General features: G+C 42.9%; 18 protein-coding genes and 1 pseudogene. 10 read left to right on the top strand and 9 right to left on the bottom strand.

Features of this window, described 5'->3' with window-relative positions:
* Positions 1–128 precede the first annotated feature (128 nt).
* The 3 genes from BLU48_RS31840 to BLU48_RS22810 all read left to right on the top strand — a co-directional run bounded on the left by BLU48_RS31840 (position 129) and on the right by BLU48_RS22810 (position 1,939).
* Positions 129–446, top strand: a complete 318-nt coding sequence (locus tag BLU48_RS31840) for a hypothetical protein (RefSeq protein WP_133244093.1) — start codon at positions 129–131, stop codon at positions 444–446.
* A 61-nt stretch (positions 447–507) separates the two neighbouring features.
* Positions 508–993, top strand: a complete 486-nt coding sequence (locus BLU48_RS22815) for a hypothetical protein (RefSeq protein WP_057025663.1) — start codon at positions 508–510, stop codon at positions 991–993.
* Between the two features lie 52 nt (positions 994–1,045).
* Entirely contained in the window at positions 1,046–1,939 is an 894-nt protein-coding gene (locus BLU48_RS22810; protein ID WP_057025664.1) for a hypothetical protein, read from the top strand.
* A gap of 66 nt (positions 1,940–2,005) precedes the next feature.
* Here the strand turns inward: BLU48_RS22810 and BLU48_RS31835 are convergent, their stop codons facing one another.
* From BLU48_RS31835 to BLU48_RS31825, 4 genes are all read right to left on the bottom strand, one after another.
* Positions 2,006–2,149, bottom strand: coding sequence for a hypothetical protein (locus BLU48_RS31835; protein ID WP_156422427.1), 144 nt, complete (start codon positions 2,147–2,149; stop codon positions 2,006–2,008).
* Positions 2,150–2,257: 108 nt separating this feature from the next.
* Positions 2,258–2,998 (bottom strand): hypothetical protein, encoded by a 741-nt coding sequence (locus BLU48_RS22805; protein ID WP_138233664.1) that lies wholly within the window; start codon positions 2,996–2,998, stop codon positions 2,258–2,260.
* A gap of 223 nt (positions 2,999–3,221) precedes the next feature.
* Complete coding sequence (locus BLU48_RS31830; protein WP_138233663.1) at positions 3,222–5,120, bottom strand: hypothetical protein; 1,899 nt, start codon at positions 5,118–5,120, stop codon at positions 3,222–3,224.
* A 108-nt stretch (positions 5,121–5,228) separates the two neighbouring features.
* Entirely contained in the window at positions 5,229–5,492 is a 264-nt protein-coding gene (locus BLU48_RS31825) for a hypothetical protein (protein ID WP_138233662.1), read from the bottom strand.
* A gap of 413 nt (positions 5,493–5,905) precedes the next feature.
* Between BLU48_RS31825 and tnpA the strand changes: the two genes are divergently transcribed.
* From tnpA to BLU48_RS32385, 4 genes are all read left to right on the top strand, one after another.
* Entirely contained in the window at positions 5,906–6,238 is a 333-nt protein-coding gene (tnpA, locus tag BLU48_RS22800) for an IS66-like element accessory protein TnpA (RefSeq protein WP_014335805.1), read from the top strand.
* Entirely contained in the window at positions 6,235–6,570 is a 336-nt protein-coding gene (tnpB, locus tag BLU48_RS32390) for an IS66 family insertion sequence element accessory protein TnpB (RefSeq protein ID WP_014335806.1), read from the top strand. The genes tnpA and tnpB overlap by 4 nt, the downstream gene beginning before the upstream one ends.
* 61 nt (positions 6,571–6,631) lie before the next feature.
* Positions 6,632–8,200: an IS66 family transposase gene (gene tnpC / locus BLU48_RS22790; RefSeq protein ID WP_041476245.1), complete on the top strand. Its 1,569-nt coding sequence runs from the start codon at positions 6,632–6,634 to the stop codon at positions 8,198–8,200.
* A gap of 185 nt (positions 8,201–8,385) precedes the next feature.
* Positions 8,386–8,610 (top strand): hypothetical protein, encoded by a 225-nt coding sequence (locus tag BLU48_RS32385; protein WP_231988993.1) that lies wholly within the window; start codon positions 8,386–8,388, stop codon positions 8,608–8,610.
* On the opposite strand, the gene BLU48_RS22780 is transcribed toward BLU48_RS32385, so the two are convergent.
* The 3 genes from BLU48_RS22780 to BLU48_RS22765 form a co-directional block, all read right to left on the bottom strand.
* Entirely contained in the window at positions 8,607–8,858 is a 252-nt protein-coding gene (locus tag BLU48_RS22780) for a hypothetical protein (protein WP_057021777.1), read from the bottom strand. The genes BLU48_RS32385 and BLU48_RS22780 overlap by 4 nt on opposite strands.
* A 948-nt stretch (positions 8,859–9,806) precedes the next feature.
* Positions 9,807–12,377: a hypothetical protein gene (locus tag BLU48_RS22770; RefSeq protein ID WP_231988992.1), complete on the bottom strand. Its 2,571-nt coding sequence runs from the start codon at positions 12,375–12,377 to the stop codon at positions 9,807–9,809.
* A gap of 59 nt (positions 12,378–12,436) precedes the next feature.
* On the bottom strand, positions 12,437–15,106 hold the full coding sequence (locus BLU48_RS22765; protein WP_057021774.1) for a hypothetical protein: 2,670 nt from the start codon (positions 15,104–15,106) through the stop codon (positions 12,437–12,439).
* Positions 15,107–15,768: 662 nt separating this feature from the next.
* Between BLU48_RS22765 and BLU48_RS22760 the strand changes: the two genes are divergently transcribed.
* From BLU48_RS22760 to BLU48_RS22750, 3 genes are all read left to right on the top strand, one after another.
* The gene (locus tag BLU48_RS22760; RefSeq protein ID WP_231988991.1) at positions 15,769–16,743 is read left to right on the top strand and encodes a DNA adenine methylase; all 975 of its coding nucleotides are present in this window, start codon (positions 15,769–15,771) and stop codon (positions 16,741–16,743) included.
* Between the two features lie 45 nt (positions 16,744–16,788).
* Complete coding sequence (locus BLU48_RS22755; RefSeq protein ID WP_057021772.1) at positions 16,789–17,118, top strand: hypothetical protein; 330 nt, start codon at positions 16,789–16,791, stop codon at positions 17,116–17,118.
* A 95-nt stretch (positions 17,119–17,213) separates the two neighbouring features.
* The gene (locus BLU48_RS22750; protein ID WP_057021771.1) at positions 17,214–17,801 is read left to right on the top strand and encodes a hypothetical protein; all 588 of its coding nucleotides are present in this window, start codon (positions 17,214–17,216) and stop codon (positions 17,799–17,801) included.
* A gap of 91 nt (positions 17,802–17,892) precedes the next feature.
* On the opposite strand, the gene BLU48_RS22745 is transcribed toward BLU48_RS22750, so the two are convergent.
* Complete coding sequence (locus BLU48_RS22745; RefSeq protein ID WP_057021770.1) at positions 17,893–18,117, bottom strand: DUF2188 domain-containing protein; 225 nt, start codon at positions 18,115–18,117, stop codon at positions 17,893–17,895.
* A gap of 8 nt (positions 18,118–18,125) precedes the next feature.
* Positions 18,126–18,367: pseudogene (locus tag BLU48_RS32380) on the bottom strand (hypothetical protein); the annotation flags it as partial.
* Positions 18,368–18,536: the final 169 nt, after the last annotated feature.

Here is an 18,536-nt window from a genome sequence, read left to right as displayed (position 1 = left end):
CAAAATATTGCACTGTAGTTTTGGGTTAGTTTTCTGATATTAAAATATTTATTACACTTTTTGGTGTTTAAAACACGTTTTGGTGTTTTTAAATGGTATTGTATTAAAACAAACCATTAATAACTAAAATGAACTACTCTCAAAATAAGACTTACATTAGATTTCCTACCTCAAAAGCAGCTCTAGATGCTTTATCCAAGGTTGCCCTTGCGAGACATGCCGCACATTCTCTTTTAATCAAGCTCTGCACACTCGCGGAAAAAACAGAGAATGGGTATTTTGTCGTCTATACAAACAAGCCAGTATTAATGGAAATCATGGATTGTTCAGGTGAAAATATTCGCAGATGTATGAATATTTTAAGTGAGCAGAGAATGATTGCCGTTGAGCAAGACAAGGTGCACGTTGGAATGATGTGGATAGAAGTTAAGTTCCTTAACCTTTAATAGATTTGCAGAAGAATAAAAAAGACTGCGCTAACAGTCTAATTAATGAGTTGAGGTTAAAATGAAAGAGAACCCTTTTAAAAGTATAGCATTTAATAAGCTTGAAAAAAACGTTTACGCGCCGATTTTTGTAAAAGCTATGCCATTCTTTATTGCAATAATAGCATTCGATAATGTAGCTGCACGAATAATGATGGCCGCGATAGAAAACATGGATAGATTTAATGAGTGTGAAGTAATTATTACAGACCTCGATTCCTATTTGGGTGTGAGCGAAAACACAAGAAAGCGAGCATTGAACGTATTGAGGTATATGAAATTTATAGAGACCAAAAGAAATACGGTTAAAGGCGGAACAACTAAATTTAAAATAAGCGTAAATGTTGCATGCAAGGGTAACGTTGAAAGCAAAGTGAACATGGAAGGTGCTTTTGATGAATATTTATGGCCGTCCCTGTTGGTAGACGGGCAAATCTGTAAAGAGAGTTTTGAGAAATATAAGCAGTTCAAAGGTAAAACCAAACGCAATGACGGACTTCCGTTTTGATTTAATGATTTATATTCCTAAAGGATAAAAAATAACAAAATACGAGAACAAAATGACAAAAACAAAAATAGCTAGAATCGACCATTTATCAAATCAGTTAGCATCCTTTGAAGCTGACAAATTCCAAGTCATATTCAACCCCGCAACAGATACCTTGATTGCCAAAGAGAAGGCGGCTTTCTGCCTGAAAGCCTACAACGCGCAGGGGGTGAAGGATCAGTTCTTCACTGCTGCTGACCTGCTGACCGACAAGCTTTTCAAGCTGATGAGTGCCAAAAACATCGAAGGGTATGACGTAACGATTGTCCCGAAGTCAAAGACCTTCCACTACCTCACAATCAGCTCTGTCACGTCTTTGAAGCTCAAAGACATGGCTAGCCTTGGCTTTGCCCCAACAATGGTGACTACGATCAAGGGTAGCCTGCATAGCAAGCTTTACGACCTGGTGTGTAGGATCGGCAAGCATAAGGACGATGACCAGTACGCATTCAACGCACAGATGTTCGTGTGGGCTCTGAACAAGAGTGTCAGCACCTTGCGCGTACCTCGTCCAAAGAGCCTTGAAGCACCTATACACGCTGCTGGGTTCAAGCACCATGGCACTGGGTCATTCGTGACCTGCAATCGCTCGCTAAAGCGTTCCTGCACTGAATGTGTGGATCAGATACAGAAGGTAAGGGGAATGAAGCTCACAGCGCCTGCTGTTGGAGCTGGTAGCCCTGATGACACCGCTTTCTACCTAAAGGCTTTACGAGAAACGCTGGTGTACAAATCTCGGCTTCTTGGTGATGCCGTGATCGATGATGTGATCGATAGGAGAGTGGCTAGACAAGCATTTGCAGAGCATTACAGCGGTGATGACGTGTTGGCCTTCCTGTTGAGCCAGGGTCACGTCAAAGCGAGGGAAAATGCATTAGAGCATGCTGTGAAGCTCATGACCTTCTGATGACTGACCTAAAAAAAGCCTCGTGAGAGGCTTTTTTATTTTTTAACTAATCAAATATTACCTCGTCTATTCTTTCCCCTCTGCTGAAAGCCTTTTCTGATAGGTAAAGCTTATTATTTGGGCTTTCTTCAATTTTTTTTGGTTTATTTTGATTAGGTCTAGAAATTCATATAGCTCCTTAAATGACTCATCATCGTTAATTTCTTCCATTATGTAATCCTGTTTTTCAGCATAAGTGCTGAATACAAGAATTATAACATTTGAACGCGCATTAATTAGTGATAAAACGACTTGGAATGCAGCTGGCACCATTAAGTGTCAAGCCTTTCGTTGAATGCTATAATTTATCACTTTACATGGTAAATAAATGCATAGCTTTAAGAATATAGTCAAGAGAAATTGAAAAATAACCAAGTAGTAAAATGCAAATAGTGGCGATAACCCCGCTTTTAGTTCTACTCTCGATAAATTGTGCAAATCATAGTAAGGCGGTTCAATTGGTGTTACCAGCTTGTTCGTGGCATAAAGATTACTGATCTTTCGTATTTCTATTAAGCTGGTACTTTGTTCTCTTATGAATCTGAACTGTGCATTTTTGAATTGGTAATGTGGGAATCGTGACGGGCTGTATGCTTCATATTTTTCCAAGGTTGCATCTTCAAGTATTACGTTAATATCCTGGATTTTTAAAAGCTGAAACCTAATCTGTGTGTTTAAGAAAATAAAAAAAGTCATAAAAAATATGAAAAGCGCCACTATAAAAGCTCCCTGAATATTGTCCAGACAGAATTTTTCTTTCTTAATTCTGATAACGATTTTGATGCATCGCCATATAAAATAAGAAAAGCCCGCTGCAACAGCGATGTAGAACATTGATGCTAGGTGTTCTTCTTTTAAGAACTGATGAACATAGTATCCTTGTCGATCAAGGCTTTTATGTAGAAGAATTAAATATGAAGCAGATAGTAAAAATAAACTTACACCAATAAAGGTTAACATAAGCATTAATAATGTATTCAGCTTACTTTTTTTGTCTGTCGCTGGTTGATTGTTGTCCATTTTTGTAGTGGTTTGTTTGTTAATCGAATTATAGCATTTTGGTTTTGCAAATTAGCCCGTAAGCAATGAAAGTTGAAGAGTTCCTATTTAGGATGGCTGTCGATTGATTTGAGAGCTTTCTAAGGTTGGAGGGTGCCTTTGTGGTGGGTAAGGTTAGGACGGCTCATGGCGGTGGTTTCAAGGTACAAAAAAAGCCCCGTAGGGCTTCTGTTGGTGGCTTATCTTAATCAAAGACCTTTACTGTGAAGCTGAAATGTTGAGGTGTTGATTTCGCAAGAGAAACGTATTTGACAGTGACTGTGCCATTGTTAACGCTAGTGCCAGAAAGCGATAATCTTTCTAATCGAATTCTAGATTGTGTTAAGCCATCTTGATTAATGTATTTATCCAATGTCACTGGTACTGATGATATTTTTACGTTAGCTGATTGACCCAGTTTCGTTTTAAATGTTTTTACAAGATTAGTTATTTTGTTTTTATCGAAAGCCTCGGCACTTAAATTGTCAGCATTAATATTCATTACATAGGCTTTGCCTTCAAGCTTCGATGTGTCTATTTTGTTGAGTTGGTCGATTATCAAATCGCTTTTTGAGATAGAGGTTGTGGTGAAACTCAAGTTTGAAAGAACTGAATCTTGCAAATGTTCAGTGCTAGGTGCGTTTATTTCATCGCTTACCGAAACAGCAGTGCAGGTATTTGAATCAAGAATTGGCGTGGTTCCATATGGATAAACAGTACCTGTGGTGCTTTCAGCTTTTACTAAATACTTTGTGATTTTACCTATAAATCCGGCTGGGCATTCTTCTTCAATGATTTCTTTCGTAGTCGTTGTGATTTCTTTTATGCACGATGTTGTGTCTTCGCTTTTCGTTTGGAACGTTGTGTTTGTCGCTCCGCTTATAGGGTCAAAGATTGTGATGTTGTCTCCAGTCTTGGTAACGTTTCCTGTGTACGTTCCTGCTTGTGTTCCATAATACGAATCACAGCTTACGGTTTCGCTACCGGGTTTTACTTCAACAGTGACGGGGCCTGACGCTTTGCAGCTATTTTCAGTTTCAACAATGTATGAAGAATCGTTTTGTGACCAAGAGATGTATTGTTTTAATTTTAAGTGCGTTTCTCTTATGATTTTTCCTGATTGGCCTGTTGGGCATGAAACCTCATTTGTGCTTGTTACTGTGTCTTTCATGTAGTAGCAGGCATTAGAAATAAGCACTGTTAATTTCCAATCGCTGGCAATTCCTGCTGGTGTCACCGTCCTTGAATAAAGCCCGTTCGTAGTTCCAAGTGGGTAGTTTGGGTTCACTGATGGGCAATTCTCTTGTACAAGCTGTTTGTTTTCAGTTTTTGAACAAGTGTCTTGTGTTGTGATAAAGCCAGAATCATTTTTTGTGCTACCAGTTTTCCATAAATCATACGTTCTCGATTGCGTCATTTGCCCGGTGTAACCAGCGGGGCATGTAGGATTTTTGGTTTCAGTTACTGTCTTAAAGCATTTGTTAACGTTTGTAAAAAATCCGTTTAAATTCCATTCTCCTGCTATGCCGTCTTTTGTCGTTCTTGTCCATGTCCCAAAAATCGTTCCGAATGGAAATTCAGGGTTTTTTATTGAGCAAACTGGATTATCAAAAACCTTTGTTTCTACTAATTTACAAGTGCTAGTAACCATCACACCAAAACCTGTTTTAAAGTTACTGTTTACTCTGTCTGAACTCCATAGCGTATATTCACGACGTTTATTTATCGACCCTGTTTCTAACGGATTTTCGCATTTTTGCGAAACTACTTCTGATACAACTTCCGATATTTTAGCTTCTTCCATTGCTGTGTTTGTCGATTCGTAGCATTTTGACAATATTTCAAATTCGTCGCCATACGATTCACTACCCTTTACAAAAACTCCATTTCCTTTGTTTACATAGGTTTTACTACCATCTTTATTAATAAAAAAGACTCGTCTCATACTGATTTGTTGCCCCGACTTGCATCCCCCGTCTGTTGACCATGTTTCTGCGCCTAGCGATTCTTCGTATGTTTGTTCAGCAGGCCATGTAATTGCTGATGCTGTGTTTGCTATCAACAAAACAGAAAGTGTTGATATGGCTATTAGTGATTTTTGCATGATTTAAAGGTTTGTTTATTAGCTTAATTATACCATTTTGCCGTTTGCATACTTTTCCTTTTGGCAAAATTAAAGCCTCTGTTGAGGCTTTAATTGATAAGTGGTTAATCATGAAGCGTCTCTGTGGGCGTCGTAATCGTTTGTGTCTTCATAATCTTCAATAGGAATTCCTTTGAAGTCGGTGCTTAAAAAAGAACGTGACTGTGCATCCATATCAACGAAACCCACTGAGTCAACAATTTGTCTCGTGGCCTCAATCAGGTTTTGTTCATCTATATTCTGTTTTCCTGATTTGTTTTGAGTTGAGTCATTTGCATGGGATAAACTCGAAAGCAACGCTAAAGCTGCAAAGGTAAATAATCTGATTTTCATTTTAGTAAAGGTTTGTTGTTTTTAAATAATAGCATTTAAAAAAAGAAAATCTAATTAATTTAAAGAAAAAATTGTTAATGGGGTTTTTGTCAATATAAAATGTTAAACTGTAGAAGCAAGCAGCAAGTTGTTCATCTTTTAGTAAAGTCCGCTGCTTGTTAGTTAGGTTTGTTTTTAGAGAGGCCCGCAATCGTGCGGGCTTTTCGCTTTCTGTGATTCCTAAGTGGCTTCGCTGCGAGATCTGGAGTTAGGATCAGATCGACTTCTTCCAGGGCGCCCTCACATGTCTCGACCGATACGCAACAGGTACGTATGCGTCCGGCCAACACACCTTCCTGACCCCGACGCCAAAGGCGATGGTGTCCACCTGATTTAAGTGGACACCATTTCTAGCCTTTATAAGCGGGTCTTTCATGCAGCCACAACGCCGTTCTTACTCCAAATCCTTCAAGGCCCAGGTCATTCAAGAGTGTTCCCAGCCCGGGGCCTCGATTGCCAGCGTTGCGCTGAGCCACAGCCTCAACGCGAACCTCGTCCATAAATGGATTCGAGTGCAAACGCAGAAAGCCATGGCGCTGCAACCTGCTTTCATTCCGCTGCCCTTGCAGTTAGCCGGAGCAAATTCGCAAGCCACGTCATCGACTATCTGCCTCGAAATCCCACACCCGCGCGGCACCGTGAAAGTGAACTGGCCGACCGAAAGCGCCGCTGCCTGTGCCACCTTTCTGCGAGATCTGTTGCGATGATCCGCATCGACGCCATCTGGCTCGCCACTGAGCCCATGGACATGCGCGCCGGTACCGAGACCGCGCTAGCCAGAGTGATCGCGGTCTTCGGTGCGGCGAAGCCGCACTGCGCTTATTTGTTTGCCAATCGCCGGGCCAATCGCATGAAAGTGCTGGTACACGATGGGATTGGTATTTGGTTGGCCGCACGTCGCTTGAACCAGGGCAAGTTTCACTGGCCAAGCCTTCGACAAAGCAGCGAAATGCAGTTGGATACCGAACAACTTCAGGCCTTAGTGCTCGGACTACCTTGGCAACGTGTTGGAGCCGGCGGTGCAATCACGCTGCTTTAAAAACTGTAATTAGCGTCTTGGCTGGCTGTCGCAAGTGGCCTGCTTTGGTAAAATCCACGGCATGACGTCCTCACCCAATCTCGATCAAATGACTCCCGACCAGCTACGTGCATTCGCTGCGCAGTTGCTGTCGCAAGTCGAGACCCTGGGCAAGACGGTTGAAACCATGGGCAAGACAGTTGACACCATGGGCAAGAAGATCAACCGCGATCAAACGGTGATCGAGAAACTGACCCACGAAATCGCGCAACTCAAGCGTTTGAAGTTTGCCAAGCGTAGCGAGCAGATGAATCCTGAGCAGGCCAGTCTGCTCGATGACCTGATCGATACCGATATCGCGGCGATTGAGGCCGAGCTTCAAGCCTTGCAAATAGCGCCAGCGACGACCGAGAAAAAGCAAAAGCCCAAGCGCACGGCATTGCCGGCGGAATTCCCACGCACGTTGATCCATCATGAACCGGACAACACTCGCTGCCCTTGTGGCTGCGCACTCAAGCGTATCGGTGAAGACGTCAGCGAAAAGCTGGACTACACACCCGGCGTGTTCACCGTCGAACGCCATGTTCGTGGCAAGTGGGTTTGCGATGACTGCGAAACGCTGATCCAAGCGCCCGTACCGGCGCAGGTCATCGACAAAGGTATCCCAACGGCAGGCTTACTTGCCCACGTCATGATCGCGAAGTTCGCTGACCATTTGCCGCTCTACCGCCAGGAATCGATTTTCGGTCGCGCCGGCTTGGCGATTCCACGCTCCACTTTGGCTCAATGGGTTGGAATGACGGGTGTGCAATTACAGCCCCTGGTCGATGCCCTGCGTGACGTAGTGATGGGACAGCAAGTCATCCACGCGGATGAAACACCGGTACAGATGCTTGCTCCAGGTTCGAAGAAAACCCACCGGTCTTATGTTTGGGCTTACGCCACGAGCCAGTTCTGCGAAACAGCCGCTGTCGTCTACGACTTCAGCCCCAGCCGCGCCGGTGAGCATGCTCGCAACTTCCTGCAAGGCTGGAAAGGTAAGTTGGTCTGCGACGACTTTGGCGGTTACAAGGCCAGCTTCGAACTCGGCGTGACCGAGATCGGCTGCATGGCCCATGCCCGACGCAAGTTTTTCGAATTGCACGCGACCAACAAAAGCCAGATCGCCGAGCAGGCCCTGCGCTACATCCAGTTGCTGTACGAAATCGAGAGCGAAGTGCGTGATCTGGAACCGGATTTACGGTGCCGAATACGACAAGAAAAAGCCGCTCCGGTGATGGATAGATTGCATGTCTGGATGATCGCCCAGCGTGATCTTGTGCCCGAAGGTTCGGCCATCAGCAGAGCACTCGATTACAGTCTCAAACGCTGGGCAGCGCTGTCGCGCTACCTCGATGATGGGGCCGTCCCCATTGATAATAACTGGGCGGAGAACCAGATCCGGCCGTGGGCTCTTGGACGCAAAAACTGGCTCTTCGCTGGGTCGCTACGTAGCGGAAAACGGGCGGCAGCGATCATGAGTTTGATCCAGTCTGCGCGGCTGAATGGTCATGACCCGTACGCCTATCTAAAGGATGTTCTCACGCGTTTACCGACGCAGCGGGCGAGTGAAATCGAGCTGCTGCTTCCGCATAAGTGGCAGCCGGTTTAATCACGCAAGATGTGATGCCCGGACGCATACACAGGTACAACTCTAGGGAGCGCATTCAGCTAGATTTTGACGTGTCTGCCTGTGTCTTGACCCTGAACCAACACCTACAAGCTTTCCGTGAATTCTCAGTCTCTGATGACCGCGAAGCCTTTCTACGGACACTAGGAGAGGTGGCAAGGAATGCTATGCACGTACACCAGATCATCGCCTGTTGGCTCGGGCTTTATGGCTTGGGTGATGATGCGGAATGGCAGGAGTACTGCAGGGCGTTTGTTGAGAAATTCGTAGGCGTTGATACAGGATTTGCAGAAGTGGCTCTAGCTGATGCCGTCAGCTACTCACAGAGCCTGCTGGAATCCCTCGATGCTGCACGTAGTCAGCTTGCCGGTGGACTAGAGAAGGGCGGTTAGGCTTCAACCAGTTCTAGGATTTCGCAACGGCTATCAATGATGAGCCTTCTGCCTTCAAGGTGGCCTATGGGCTCTCCGTACTGGAATAGGACGTTATCCACAAGGAATCCTGCTTCTGTATGGAGGTTGGCGGCGGTAAGGCTGGAATCGAATCTGTACAGCCTTCCGGCTACCAGCGCGCCTACATCTTGGCCGTTGTGCAGCACAATGCACGGAATTTGAGGGTTGTAGCTGAATTCCTTATCCATACGGTCAACTCCCTGAACCTGCGGTATGGATGAGTATACCCGGCCCTGCGCTCCCTGGACTTGGACAGATTCTATCGGGGTAATAGAGGCTTCGGATTCTGTTCGGAATGGCCTAGGAACGGCCTAGGGTAGGTTGAGTACCTGGTGGAGCATTCGCTGACGCGACAAGTGTCTGGTAAGGGTTGTACGAATGAATGGGGCGATGCATCCCGTGTGAGTCGCCTGTAAACGGCACAAAGCTTTTTTGATTTTATTACGGGCCATTCATAAGGGATGGAATCATCAGACATTGGATTAATCATCCTGGGGATGATCTGCCGAAGGCATTGCATTATACATGCCCTCGTTTTATCAGCCCCTCTTCATGAAGCTGCTGAAGAGATTTTTAAATCCAGAGTTCTTTCTGCGCATAGCTAATATGGCTTTGAAATGCTGAACTCTGCCAACGTTTTTATAATAAATGAACTCTCTGATGGTCCACAAAAATTTACTTAATTGTCTAAAAGCTATGGCTGTAATGTAAAGGCAAGCTGAACATCCGAAAAATATCACTAAAGGAAAATTCTCTTGTAAGCCTTTCGCATAAAGTGAAAAGTACGCGTACCAAATGTATATGCTTGCGAAGACCCAAAGGGAAATTATTATGAGTGGAGCTATAACCCAAAATTTGAAGATTTTGTTTTTTGAACGTATCAGTCTCATTATAGGTATTGATGTCGCAAAAAATGCATAGGGAAAAAATAGGGCAGTGATTTTTGCGATTTTATAAAGGTTATCGACTTCACTGTATTGACTTAACGAGTAGTCAAACTGTTGCTGAATTTCTAGTTTTTCTTCATCTGTGTATCGTGCGCTTCGTTTCTCAATTTTGATTGACATTATAGTATTAGGCTGTTTTGCAAATTATAGCATTTCCAAAATCAGAAATTGGCCGTAAGGCCAATCAATTTACATGTGATACCTGTTAGGGGAAAAAACAATATCATTTGCATGCTCTGGTAGATTTGAATCTTGTTTCGAGAAAAGAATGACTTTCATGATTTCTCTAATCTTCGATACTTTTCTTATCATGTGAACACAGATGAATAAAACAACAAATAGGTAGATGCAAATTGCTACAAGGGTTGAGTATATATCACTTATGCTCGTTATGGTGTACGAAACGCTCAATGAGCCGGTCAACATTTCCAATGTTATGACTTTGTATATGAACAAAGCCTTTATGAATCTGAATGTCATGTACAAAACTGATGTGTAGCAGACAGTTGGTATGAACAGCATTGCCAGTTCAATTATGAATTTCAGGTAGTCAGTTTTCCTGTCTACGGTCGTGCCGTTAATTATCTGCAGTGATGAAGTTGTTGAGGTCAAAAGGAAGCCGACTAAAGCGACTATTAAAGTAACGATTACGCTTACTACGCTCACGCTGATGGCTATAGGAATAGACCAAATGAGAATGTAGCCAAGTGATAGCAACGTCGATGACAGAGAGTCCAGGAACTCTTGCATCTGCGGGACACTGACCACGACCGCAAGGGCTACCATTGCTTCAGGCCCGATGTTTAAGCCAACAGGGTTGTAAATGTCATTGAATCCAGCGGACGCTGCTACACCAGCAGAGACAATTCCAATTTTACCTCCAGTCGTTCCGAAAAAACCTATGGCAGAATCTATAATACTTTTTGTTCCGTTTACGGCTGCTGCTTCCTTGCTTCTGCTTTGAGTATTTTTTCTCAATTGTTGATTTACACGCAATTCAGCTTTTATTAATGACGCAGTGAATACCAGTGTTTGACCAAAATTCTGAATTTCAACGAACACAGAGCCGCATTCCCTGCCACTCGGTGTTGTGGAGCTTGGGTAATTTAGGCAGTCGATTAGCTTATCAATACCCAGTACGCCATTGTCTCCCACTGTCACTGCTTTCAATAACCCAGCGGACCAGTCGTTAGAGGTTTTAGTAAGCTGAACTGAATCAAGGCTATTGTTCAAAAAATATTGAAGATTGATGTCTGATTCAGCCCTTTCATAGTCAACTGTGAAAATGACTTTGTTGTTATTCTCAGAGATTAAAATGCTGCCAGACTGGTACATATCAACCTTCATTGAGTTAGCTAGCGTTTCTCCAGGTGTTGAGTACTGATTATTCTGAAATTCCGTGAATAATATTTTTGGTAGAATCGTCAATATGTTCGGGTTCGTCATAAAACGATTGTTAAAGTAAACATTGTAGAAGTTTATTGAGTCAGAGCAATTCTTTGGGCTTGAATCCTCTGCACAAGAACGCTCTACACACGCCCTCAACGTTGATTCTAGGGTTTCATCAGCGACAAACGATGTTGAGCTTGAGTCCTGATTTAAATTTGTCCCTTGGCCTGCGCTATGGTCAACCGTCGAGCAGATCCTGACGTTTCTGTCTGCTGGCATCAGTGACTCTGTGTATGTGGGCACTTTGTTCAGCTCATCTATTGCACGCCCATGGATGCACTTTGCCGCATCAAAGGCGTAGTCCTTGATGCTGCTAGGGCTCATCCCTCTAAGGTTGAAACTGGCTTCGTCGTTGCAATCAAGCTGGCCTGGAGTATAGGTATCGGCCACACCCAAGGTGGGCCTACCCGCTTTTATGATGTTGTCTGCAATCTTCTTGGCATTCAGTGTGTACTCTGTTTCCACGATTCTTTTGGCTGTTTCTATAGCAGAATCTAAGTAGCTTGGGAGCCCAAATCTTTTGGAGATGCTTTCTGTATTCATGTCTACCAAAAAGCTAATGTCTAGAATGCAGCTACCAACCTGATGGAAAGCTTTGATTTCTCCTTTCGATTCGTCAATTGTGAATTTGATTCTTTGCTGTTTAGCAGCTTCTTGGATAGACATACTAGAAGTGCAGAGTTGAAAGCTAATCGCGTTAAATTCATTTATCGCTCCGCCAGAATCTTTATTTGGGACGAAACGTTTAGGGAATTCAAGCCGTGTTTTTTGTGATTCTTCAAACTGATGCGTCTCATCAATGTCTAGCGCTTTAACCACGACCTGAATAGCCAGCTTTGTGAAAAGATTGTACCTAATACTTTGTTCGTTCACAAAAACAGGAGATGCAAATATTAAAATAATGGCTGAAACAGATCCTGCTGTGATAATTGAGTTCTTATCCTTGAATTTGGTAGAGGCAGCGACAAATATCTTTAGGTAAATGAATCTGCTCAATATCAGACCAGCTAGGATAGAAATTGCATTGAGCGTATAAAAAATTGCAGGGTTCAGTACTTTTGACGTTCCACTGTTAAACTGATTATTGTTTCCTACGCATTCATGCTTCCCAAATTCATCACCTTGTACTGCACTCTGCGTCATTTCACAGCCAAACATTGATTCCACGAGTGGGCCGGTAAATGATGCCGCACGTTCTTCTTCTGTTAATGACTGCATATGAGCGTTTGCTCTGGTAGCAATATTATCAGCGTTAGCAAATGATGAAATAGTCGATAAGACTATTAAAAATACATAGGTAATGATTTTCATGGTGTAGGGCTTGTTTGTTGTATTATAACATTTTCAAGCCCTTCAATTTTGGGATACGATTACCGCTGATTGTAAGATTTTACAGAGTCCATTAATCCAGAGCTTAATTTTAGAATTAGATTCACTGATCCAAACGATAACATGCTTAAAAAGCTAATCATGACAGCAATGATTCGCTCTCCCGAATCTGAAAACATAACGTGTCCATTCATTAAGTTAAGTACTCTGTTGAGGAAATGAAGGCTCAATGTGGTTGATACGATAGAAACAATCGCTGGCTTGATGAATTCAACGACGAAACCAACCACGTTATCTAAGATACCGCCAGCTTCAAAATGTGAGTAGCTGTCTGTGTACAACAATATGACTCGACTCACTTCCCAATTCAGCAATGCAGTCATCATGACGACAGACGGCACAAAGATAATGCTAGAAGCGAAAGCTAAAAGATTGCTTCTCATGGATGCGAAATTGTCAGCGTCATTCAAACGGCAGAATGCCAAAAGGAAAAATGGCGAAAGCTGGATTGTCATCAAGGTAACGAATTTGTGAGACAACAAAAGCACAAAAAAAGGCAATATTGAAATCAACATCGGTAAGAATCTTAAGAAGTTACTTGCTTGGTCGAGTGTGATACTCATCTTGACAAGACTTGTTCCTATCCCCGCAGCAATGAATGTTGCTGTTTGAGAAAAAGAAACTACTGCGCTGCTTTTGTCTTTCTTCCCGATGTTTGCGGCACTGTTACCTTTTACATCTGCCAATTTGGAATTTGCGTAGTCGTTAGCAATTTGACCACTGATCGCTAGGCTCAAGCCAACAGCACGTAGGCCACTGGCCGTTTTGCTGATGCTTGTGGCGTACATCTGATAGCATTTTAAAGGATGTGTGATTGTGTTTTTGCAACGCTGTAAAGCGGTCATAGGCATTTCAAATGCAAGCCCTGCACCTTGTTGAAGGTCTTTGTTCATCCCTGCTGCAGTGCCATTATCAAAAATCAATTTTTGTGAAATAGCATCTGAATCCACAATGTTCGGAAGCTTCGCGCTTTCTGTTTTCTCGAAATAGGTTCTGACATATTGGCTTATGTTTATTGCACTTGAATAATCAGGATCGTATCCATGACCTCTAGCCCATTCATCGTCCAGAAAGAAATCGACCGCTTTTCTTTCTGAAATTATCAACACCTTGTCGTTGAACATGTTTTGAGCTGCGCTTGTGTAGCTGGTGTCTTCGCTGTAATTGAAAATATAAAATAGAAAGGTCAAATCACCTTCTTGGAGCATCTTTTTCAACTGGGTCAATGTCGAGTCATTTGTTAATGCGCTGCTAAAAGCATCATTGTACGCAAGGATTCTATCTCTCAATTTCGTCTCAAGGGTTTTTCTTGTCTCGAAGAGTTGCTTCTTATAAACGTCTGCGTTTTCCTCTCCTTTGACTTTCCAGTCATCGCCCACACAAAAAATAGATCCTGTGCCTTTAGGGCCACTTCCATTGTGAGCATCTATATATTGCTTCGCAGACATGCGTAGCTGTAGATTTTCTGCACAGATGAGGTTCAGCATTACCACTGCAGCGTTATCAGCCAGCTTGAAATCATTGGGAAGTTCTTTGAGGTAAGTGTTTGCTCTTGAATCTCTATAAAAAATCGACATGGCAGTATTTTTTATATCTTCATACCCTGCGCGATTGTTATCAAATGGCCCACTCAATAATTCGTTTTTAAGCTGATTAGCAGTAGCTTCGACCGTTGTTAAATCAGCTTCGTCTCTGTATCTTTGATCGTATCGAACTGCTTGAAAGTAAGAATTCGCTGCACCAGCATTTAACTCTGATTTGAAAACCGTTACAGGGTCTAGCTCGAAAAGCAGATCTCCTTTTGGACTGTATTTTTCAAAGGTATAGCTCACGTCTTCTTTTTTAGATAAATCATAAAGAGAATCTGAAACTACCCAATTTGAGGAATCGCTTTTGTAGAAAATGTCGTTGTAATGCTGGCTTGAATGTCGTGCAACAATAGCTTTGAGTATGAGTTGTTCTGTCCATGCAGACGCAGTATAGGCCGCTTGGGTCTGCGATACATCATCCTTAACCCCTGTGTCTGGATCAACAATATTCCTTTCCAGTCCTCCCGTTTGGAGCATGTAGGTATAGAGCTGCATTTCATATTGAGTTAAAGCGTTACCAATCATCGTGAGTCTAATGCCAACAGAATCAATAATTGATAATGAGTTTTTAGGGCCAACAAGGCCGAACCCAATTAAACCTACTGCAAAAACTGCCAAAAACAGGTTGGTCAACAAGCTGTATCTTGCCTCAACCGTTTCTCCGCTCTCATTTTTTTTGTCAGCAAAATTTCCAACAGCAGCATTGAAAATAATTTGAGCAATCAATATTAAACCGGCTATAAGTGCGATTATATATACAACGCTGCGAAAAAATTCTTTATCTCTTCTTGTCTGTTCTTGGTTTGATTCGTCAAACCTTAATTGTGATTCTGATTTTTCATTTTGGATTTTTGCGTAGGTCTCGTCCTGATCCTTTGTGAAAACCATCACCCCCTCACCATAGGAACTTGTCAGTAACTGTAATGATTTGTTATTCGGGCAGAGAACCATTGAATTTGGGTCTACGGTTTTGTTGTCTGCTTTGAATCCACACTCCGATGCAGATGCTTGAGACAGAGACATGAAAGGCAATAGAAGAAGAGCAAGAGCTAATTGACGCATTAGTAATAGGTTTTGTTTTCTAAATTATACCATTTTGCTTTGTGATTTCCGGCTGATAAGCCGATTGCCTTCATTGCACACAGTGCGTACCCATGGACACACGCATGATCGTTCTGAGCAGTGCGGATCATTAAGCTGCTTCAGTTGGGTGGAATTACGGTGAGCAAGGGTACAAAGGCATATCTTTTTTCAAAATTGTTTTAATCGCCTTCGGTGCCCCTGATCGAGTTTGACTATCAGAAATGGTAGGGGTGAACAGTATTTCACAAAAAATCCGATTTTTATTTTTTTCCAAAAAAGTCATTTCCTTTTCTTAAATGACCTCTAGCCCTGGGAATCTAAGAGCTGCAGCGATGTGTGAGCCTCTATGTGTTATTTATCAAAATCATCATTTTAGGTTTAAGATTTTTTGGCTAAATAAAAATCTGTTTTTTCTAGATTATGGCTGTTTGACAATATTTTTAAAATCATTAAAGTTTGCTTCATTGAATCTTCTAGTAAGTTATTTGTACCAAGCGCACTATCTGAAATAACCCATTTCTAAACGCTGATTGATTTCAGCAGTGCGAACCCGAAAAGTTAAAGTCTTTTCCGCTGGTTCATTCTGAATCCGTGCATCGCTCTGTGCGCGTGTGAAATATCTTGGGTCTAAAACAAAGCTGTTGGGTTTCATTGAATCAGTTGTTAATGAATGTGTTTCAACCATTTCAAAGCCGTCAAATGAGATTGTTCTGTGTGACCTCTTTTCAGGGTCGGGCAGGGTAGCGAACCATTTCAAAAATCGTTTTAAGGTCGTAGCTAATGACCTGGAGTACTACTCCTATGCGACGCTTGAAAATCTGCTGAACAATGACCCTTCGACCGTCTTCGAATGTCAGCCGATCATCGACTACATGAATCACTGTATGGATGGTGTGGAAGGCTTCATTTTTCAGAACTACAGCGAGTCTGGTGGCCGCACCTTCTTTACTAATGGCAACGCCATGAAGATCGATGCTGGGGTTGCGCTTGTGTACGAGCTGTATGGCAATGGGGAGCTGACTGATGGGCAGTTCTACTATTGCCTCTGCTCCGTGATAGAGGCTGCTGACAGGGTGAGCAACACGACCGGATTGTATTCATCGTTCCTAAAGAAATTCACTGGTGCTTCGCTCAAGCCCATCGAGTTCAGAGGTTTCGACCTGAAAGAGCCAGTGGCAAGCAATGAGGTGTACCTGGGAGACGCTAACGAGCTGTTGCAGCGGGTGAGTGGTGATGTTCTCTACCTCGATCCACCCTACACGTCCATGCAATACAGCAATGCTTATCACGTCCTTAACACCATTTCGCAGAACGAGCGCCCGACGATCCACGGGATAAGCGGTCGGCCTGAAGGCCGGAACGTTTCTCCATGGGCTAGCAGGCCGAAGGTGGAAGCCGAATTCAGGCAGCTTGTTGATTCGGCCAATTTCGAATACCTGGTCATGAGCTATTCCAACGAAAGCATCATGCCGATGGATCTGATTGCTGATGTGATGAGTAGTTACGGCAAATACCAAAGAAAGGAAATGCAGTACAAGAAATTCAAATCACGTAAAGAAGCTGCTAATGAAATTTACGTGACTGAATATCTTCACGTCTTGCATAAGAATTGTTGAGGAACGCCCATCAGTAATTCGGCTGGTGGTAATGAGGTATTCACTATGAGTGTTAAAACTGCTGAGGATAAATTTCAAGAATTTTGCCTGTTTGTCGAAAAGAACAAATTTCGGTTGATGGTTGATAATGGAAGATTTGAGAGAAAGGTTACGCGAGTTGATGTGATAGATAGTGAATGTGTACAAATCTATTTAACAGATGAAACCTGTGTCTTCATTTATGTAGATACCATTGAATATGTTTATATTGATTGGGTTTTTGAGCAGGTTTCTAATTTGAGATCGGATGGAATAAAGCAGTGGAATGTGGCTAGTAAAAAATATGAGCTGGAGTATGAGGATGAATTCAAGACTTTATCTTTTTATGTAGATTGACTTGTGAATAGTGTGCATCGTTATTTGGGTATTTCAAAATGTTATAATTAAATCTATGAAGGCAATTACGCTTTCATATCAAATGGTGAAGAATAATGAAATTTAAAAATGAAGCTGATAAATTTGCGGCTGTTTTGGTGGAGGTAATGAGAAGAACAAAGGAATTAAATGCGGCTGAGAACGATGATTGTTTCAAGAGAACATTTTCAGAGACGTATGTTCAAGACAAGGGCGAAATATTAAAAGGGTTAGGGTTGAATGCTAGTTTGATGGGTAATTTTCTCGCGACTGATTGGGCGGTTGATCGTGCCTTGGGTAAGGCTCAAATTCTTGACTTGATTATAAATAAACCTGCGCTAAAGGTTTTAAAGGAGCGAGTTGCATCAGGTGTTATTGTAGTTGACGGGACTACGGATAATTATCCAACTGTAAAATTCGAAAGCAATAAATATTTCTCAAAATCTTTGGGAGACTCTATTTTGGAGTTGATTCCAAGTGATGGCCCAAATGGATCATTAGGAAAAGGTTCAAATGTTTGTGTTAAACACAATTTTGGAAGACAGGATGTATTTGTTCCAGATTTGATGAGTGGCCTTTTAGAGGCTCAAGGAATCGTTGAATCCGTCGAAAAGAATTTTGGTGTAGATGCTAAGCCAACCAAAAAGTCTAGGCTCAAAATGTGATGAGTCATGCTGTACAAGGAAACGACCGCCTCCTAGGGGCGTTTTTTTGTTGTCTAAAAAAAGCCCGCAAAAACGGGCTGTGATCGACTTTTCAACCTTTCGTTCTCGTAGGGTCAGCGCTACGCGGGTAGGTGCGTTCTTCTTGGATGGTGCCATCTTCCTTGTGGATTTTCAGTGAGACCGTTTTGCCTTCTAAAAACTCAACCGCTAGCTTGATGATTTCAGCCTTGGTATCAGCAGTCTTCGACGCCCGTTCAGCACCTTGCTTCTTAAGAATCCAATGGTCGCCAGACTTTGTGATGTGGTAGTTATCCATGAAGCCTCCTATTTTTTGAGTCCAATTATTCCACGCATATCAGCAGTGATCGTTTGTTTTATTTTGCCGTAGTCCTTCCACGGGTCTTCCCCAAGCTCGCCATGACGTTCATGGAGGTTGTGGATGTTCCACATGTTCGCGCCCTTTATTGCCTACACGATTCTTCGGGCCTGATACGGCTGAAAAGCGATCAGGAATGAGCTTGGCCATGTGCTGAGCTAAACCCTTTCACTGTGTCCCAGTCGTCCTTGGGGGCCGCCCATCCCTGGCGGCGAGAACGAGTCTGGGGGCTGGTTGATCCTTCAGGGTTTGTATCAACATGCAGTCTTTAACCGACCCGCATTCCGCTATCTTGGGGCTGATGCGATGGCTAGCCGTCATCTAAAGAAGGTAAAGTAGGGGATTGATTTAGCCGTCCC

Origin of the sequence: Pseudomonas synxantha (assembly GCF_900105675.1) — a bacterium.
Classification (GTDB): domain Bacteria; phylum Pseudomonadota; class Gammaproteobacteria; order Pseudomonadales; family Pseudomonadaceae; genus Aquipseudomonas; species Aquipseudomonas synxantha.
This window is presented reverse-complemented; position numbering and strand designations above follow the sequence as displayed.

What these genes read in the sequence shown, in the direction of transcription:
- BLU48_RS31840 (WP_133244093.1), top strand. Translation starts at nt 129, where the DNA reads ATGAACTACTCTCAAAATAAGACTTACATTAGATTTCCTACCTCAAAA.
- BLU48_RS22815 (WP_057025663.1), top strand. Translation starts at nt 508, where the DNA reads ATGAAAGAGAACCCTTTTAAAAGTATAGCATTTAATAAGCTTGAAAAA.
- BLU48_RS22810 (WP_057025664.1), top strand. Translation starts at nt 1,046, where the DNA reads ATGACAAAAACAAAAATAGCTAGAATCGACCATTTATCAAATCAGTTA.
- BLU48_RS31835 (WP_156422427.1), bottom strand. Translation starts at nt 2,149, where the DNA reads ATGGAAGAAATTAACGATGATGAGTCATTTAAGGAGCTATATGAATTT.
- BLU48_RS22805 (WP_138233664.1), bottom strand. Translation starts at nt 2,998, where the DNA reads ATGGACAACAATCAACCAGCGACAGACAAAAAAAGTAAGCTGAATACA.
- BLU48_RS31830 (WP_138233663.1), bottom strand. Translation starts at nt 5,120, where the DNA reads ATGCAAAAATCACTAATAGCCATATCAACACTTTCTGTTTTGTTGATA.
- BLU48_RS31825 (WP_138233662.1), bottom strand. Translation starts at nt 5,492, where the DNA reads ATGAAAATCAGATTATTTACCTTTGCAGCTTTAGCGTTGCTTTCGAGT.
- tnpA (WP_014335805.1), top strand. Translation starts at nt 5,906, where the DNA reads ATGCAGCCACAACGCCGTTCTTACTCCAAATCCTTCAAGGCCCAGGTC.
- tnpB (WP_014335806.1), top strand. Translation starts at nt 6,235, where the DNA reads ATGATCCGCATCGACGCCATCTGGCTCGCCACTGAGCCCATGGACATG.
- tnpC (WP_041476245.1), top strand. Translation starts at nt 6,632, where the DNA reads ATGACGTCCTCACCCAATCTCGATCAAATGACTCCCGACCAGCTACGT.
- BLU48_RS32385 (WP_231988993.1), top strand. Translation starts at nt 8,386, where the DNA reads ATGCACGTACACCAGATCATCGCCTGTTGGCTCGGGCTTTATGGCTTG.
- BLU48_RS22780 (WP_057021777.1), bottom strand. Translation starts at nt 8,858, where the DNA reads ATGGATAAGGAATTCAGCTACAACCCTCAAATTCCGTGCATTGTGCTG.
- BLU48_RS22770 (WP_231988992.1), bottom strand. Translation starts at nt 12,377, where the DNA reads ATGAAAATCATTACCTATGTATTTTTAATAGTCTTATCGACTATTTCA.
- BLU48_RS22765 (WP_057021774.1), bottom strand. Translation starts at nt 15,106, where the DNA reads ATGCGTCAATTAGCTCTTGCTCTTCTTCTATTGCCTTTCATGTCTCTG.
- BLU48_RS22755 (WP_057021772.1), top strand. Translation starts at nt 16,789, where the DNA reads ATGAGTGTTAAAACTGCTGAGGATAAATTTCAAGAATTTTGCCTGTTT.
- BLU48_RS22750 (WP_057021771.1), top strand. Translation starts at nt 17,214, where the DNA reads ATGAAATTTAAAAATGAAGCTGATAAATTTGCGGCTGTTTTGGTGGAG.
- BLU48_RS22745 (WP_057021770.1), bottom strand. Translation starts at nt 18,117, where the DNA reads ATGGATAACTACCACATCACAAAGTCTGGCGACCATTGGATTCTTAAG.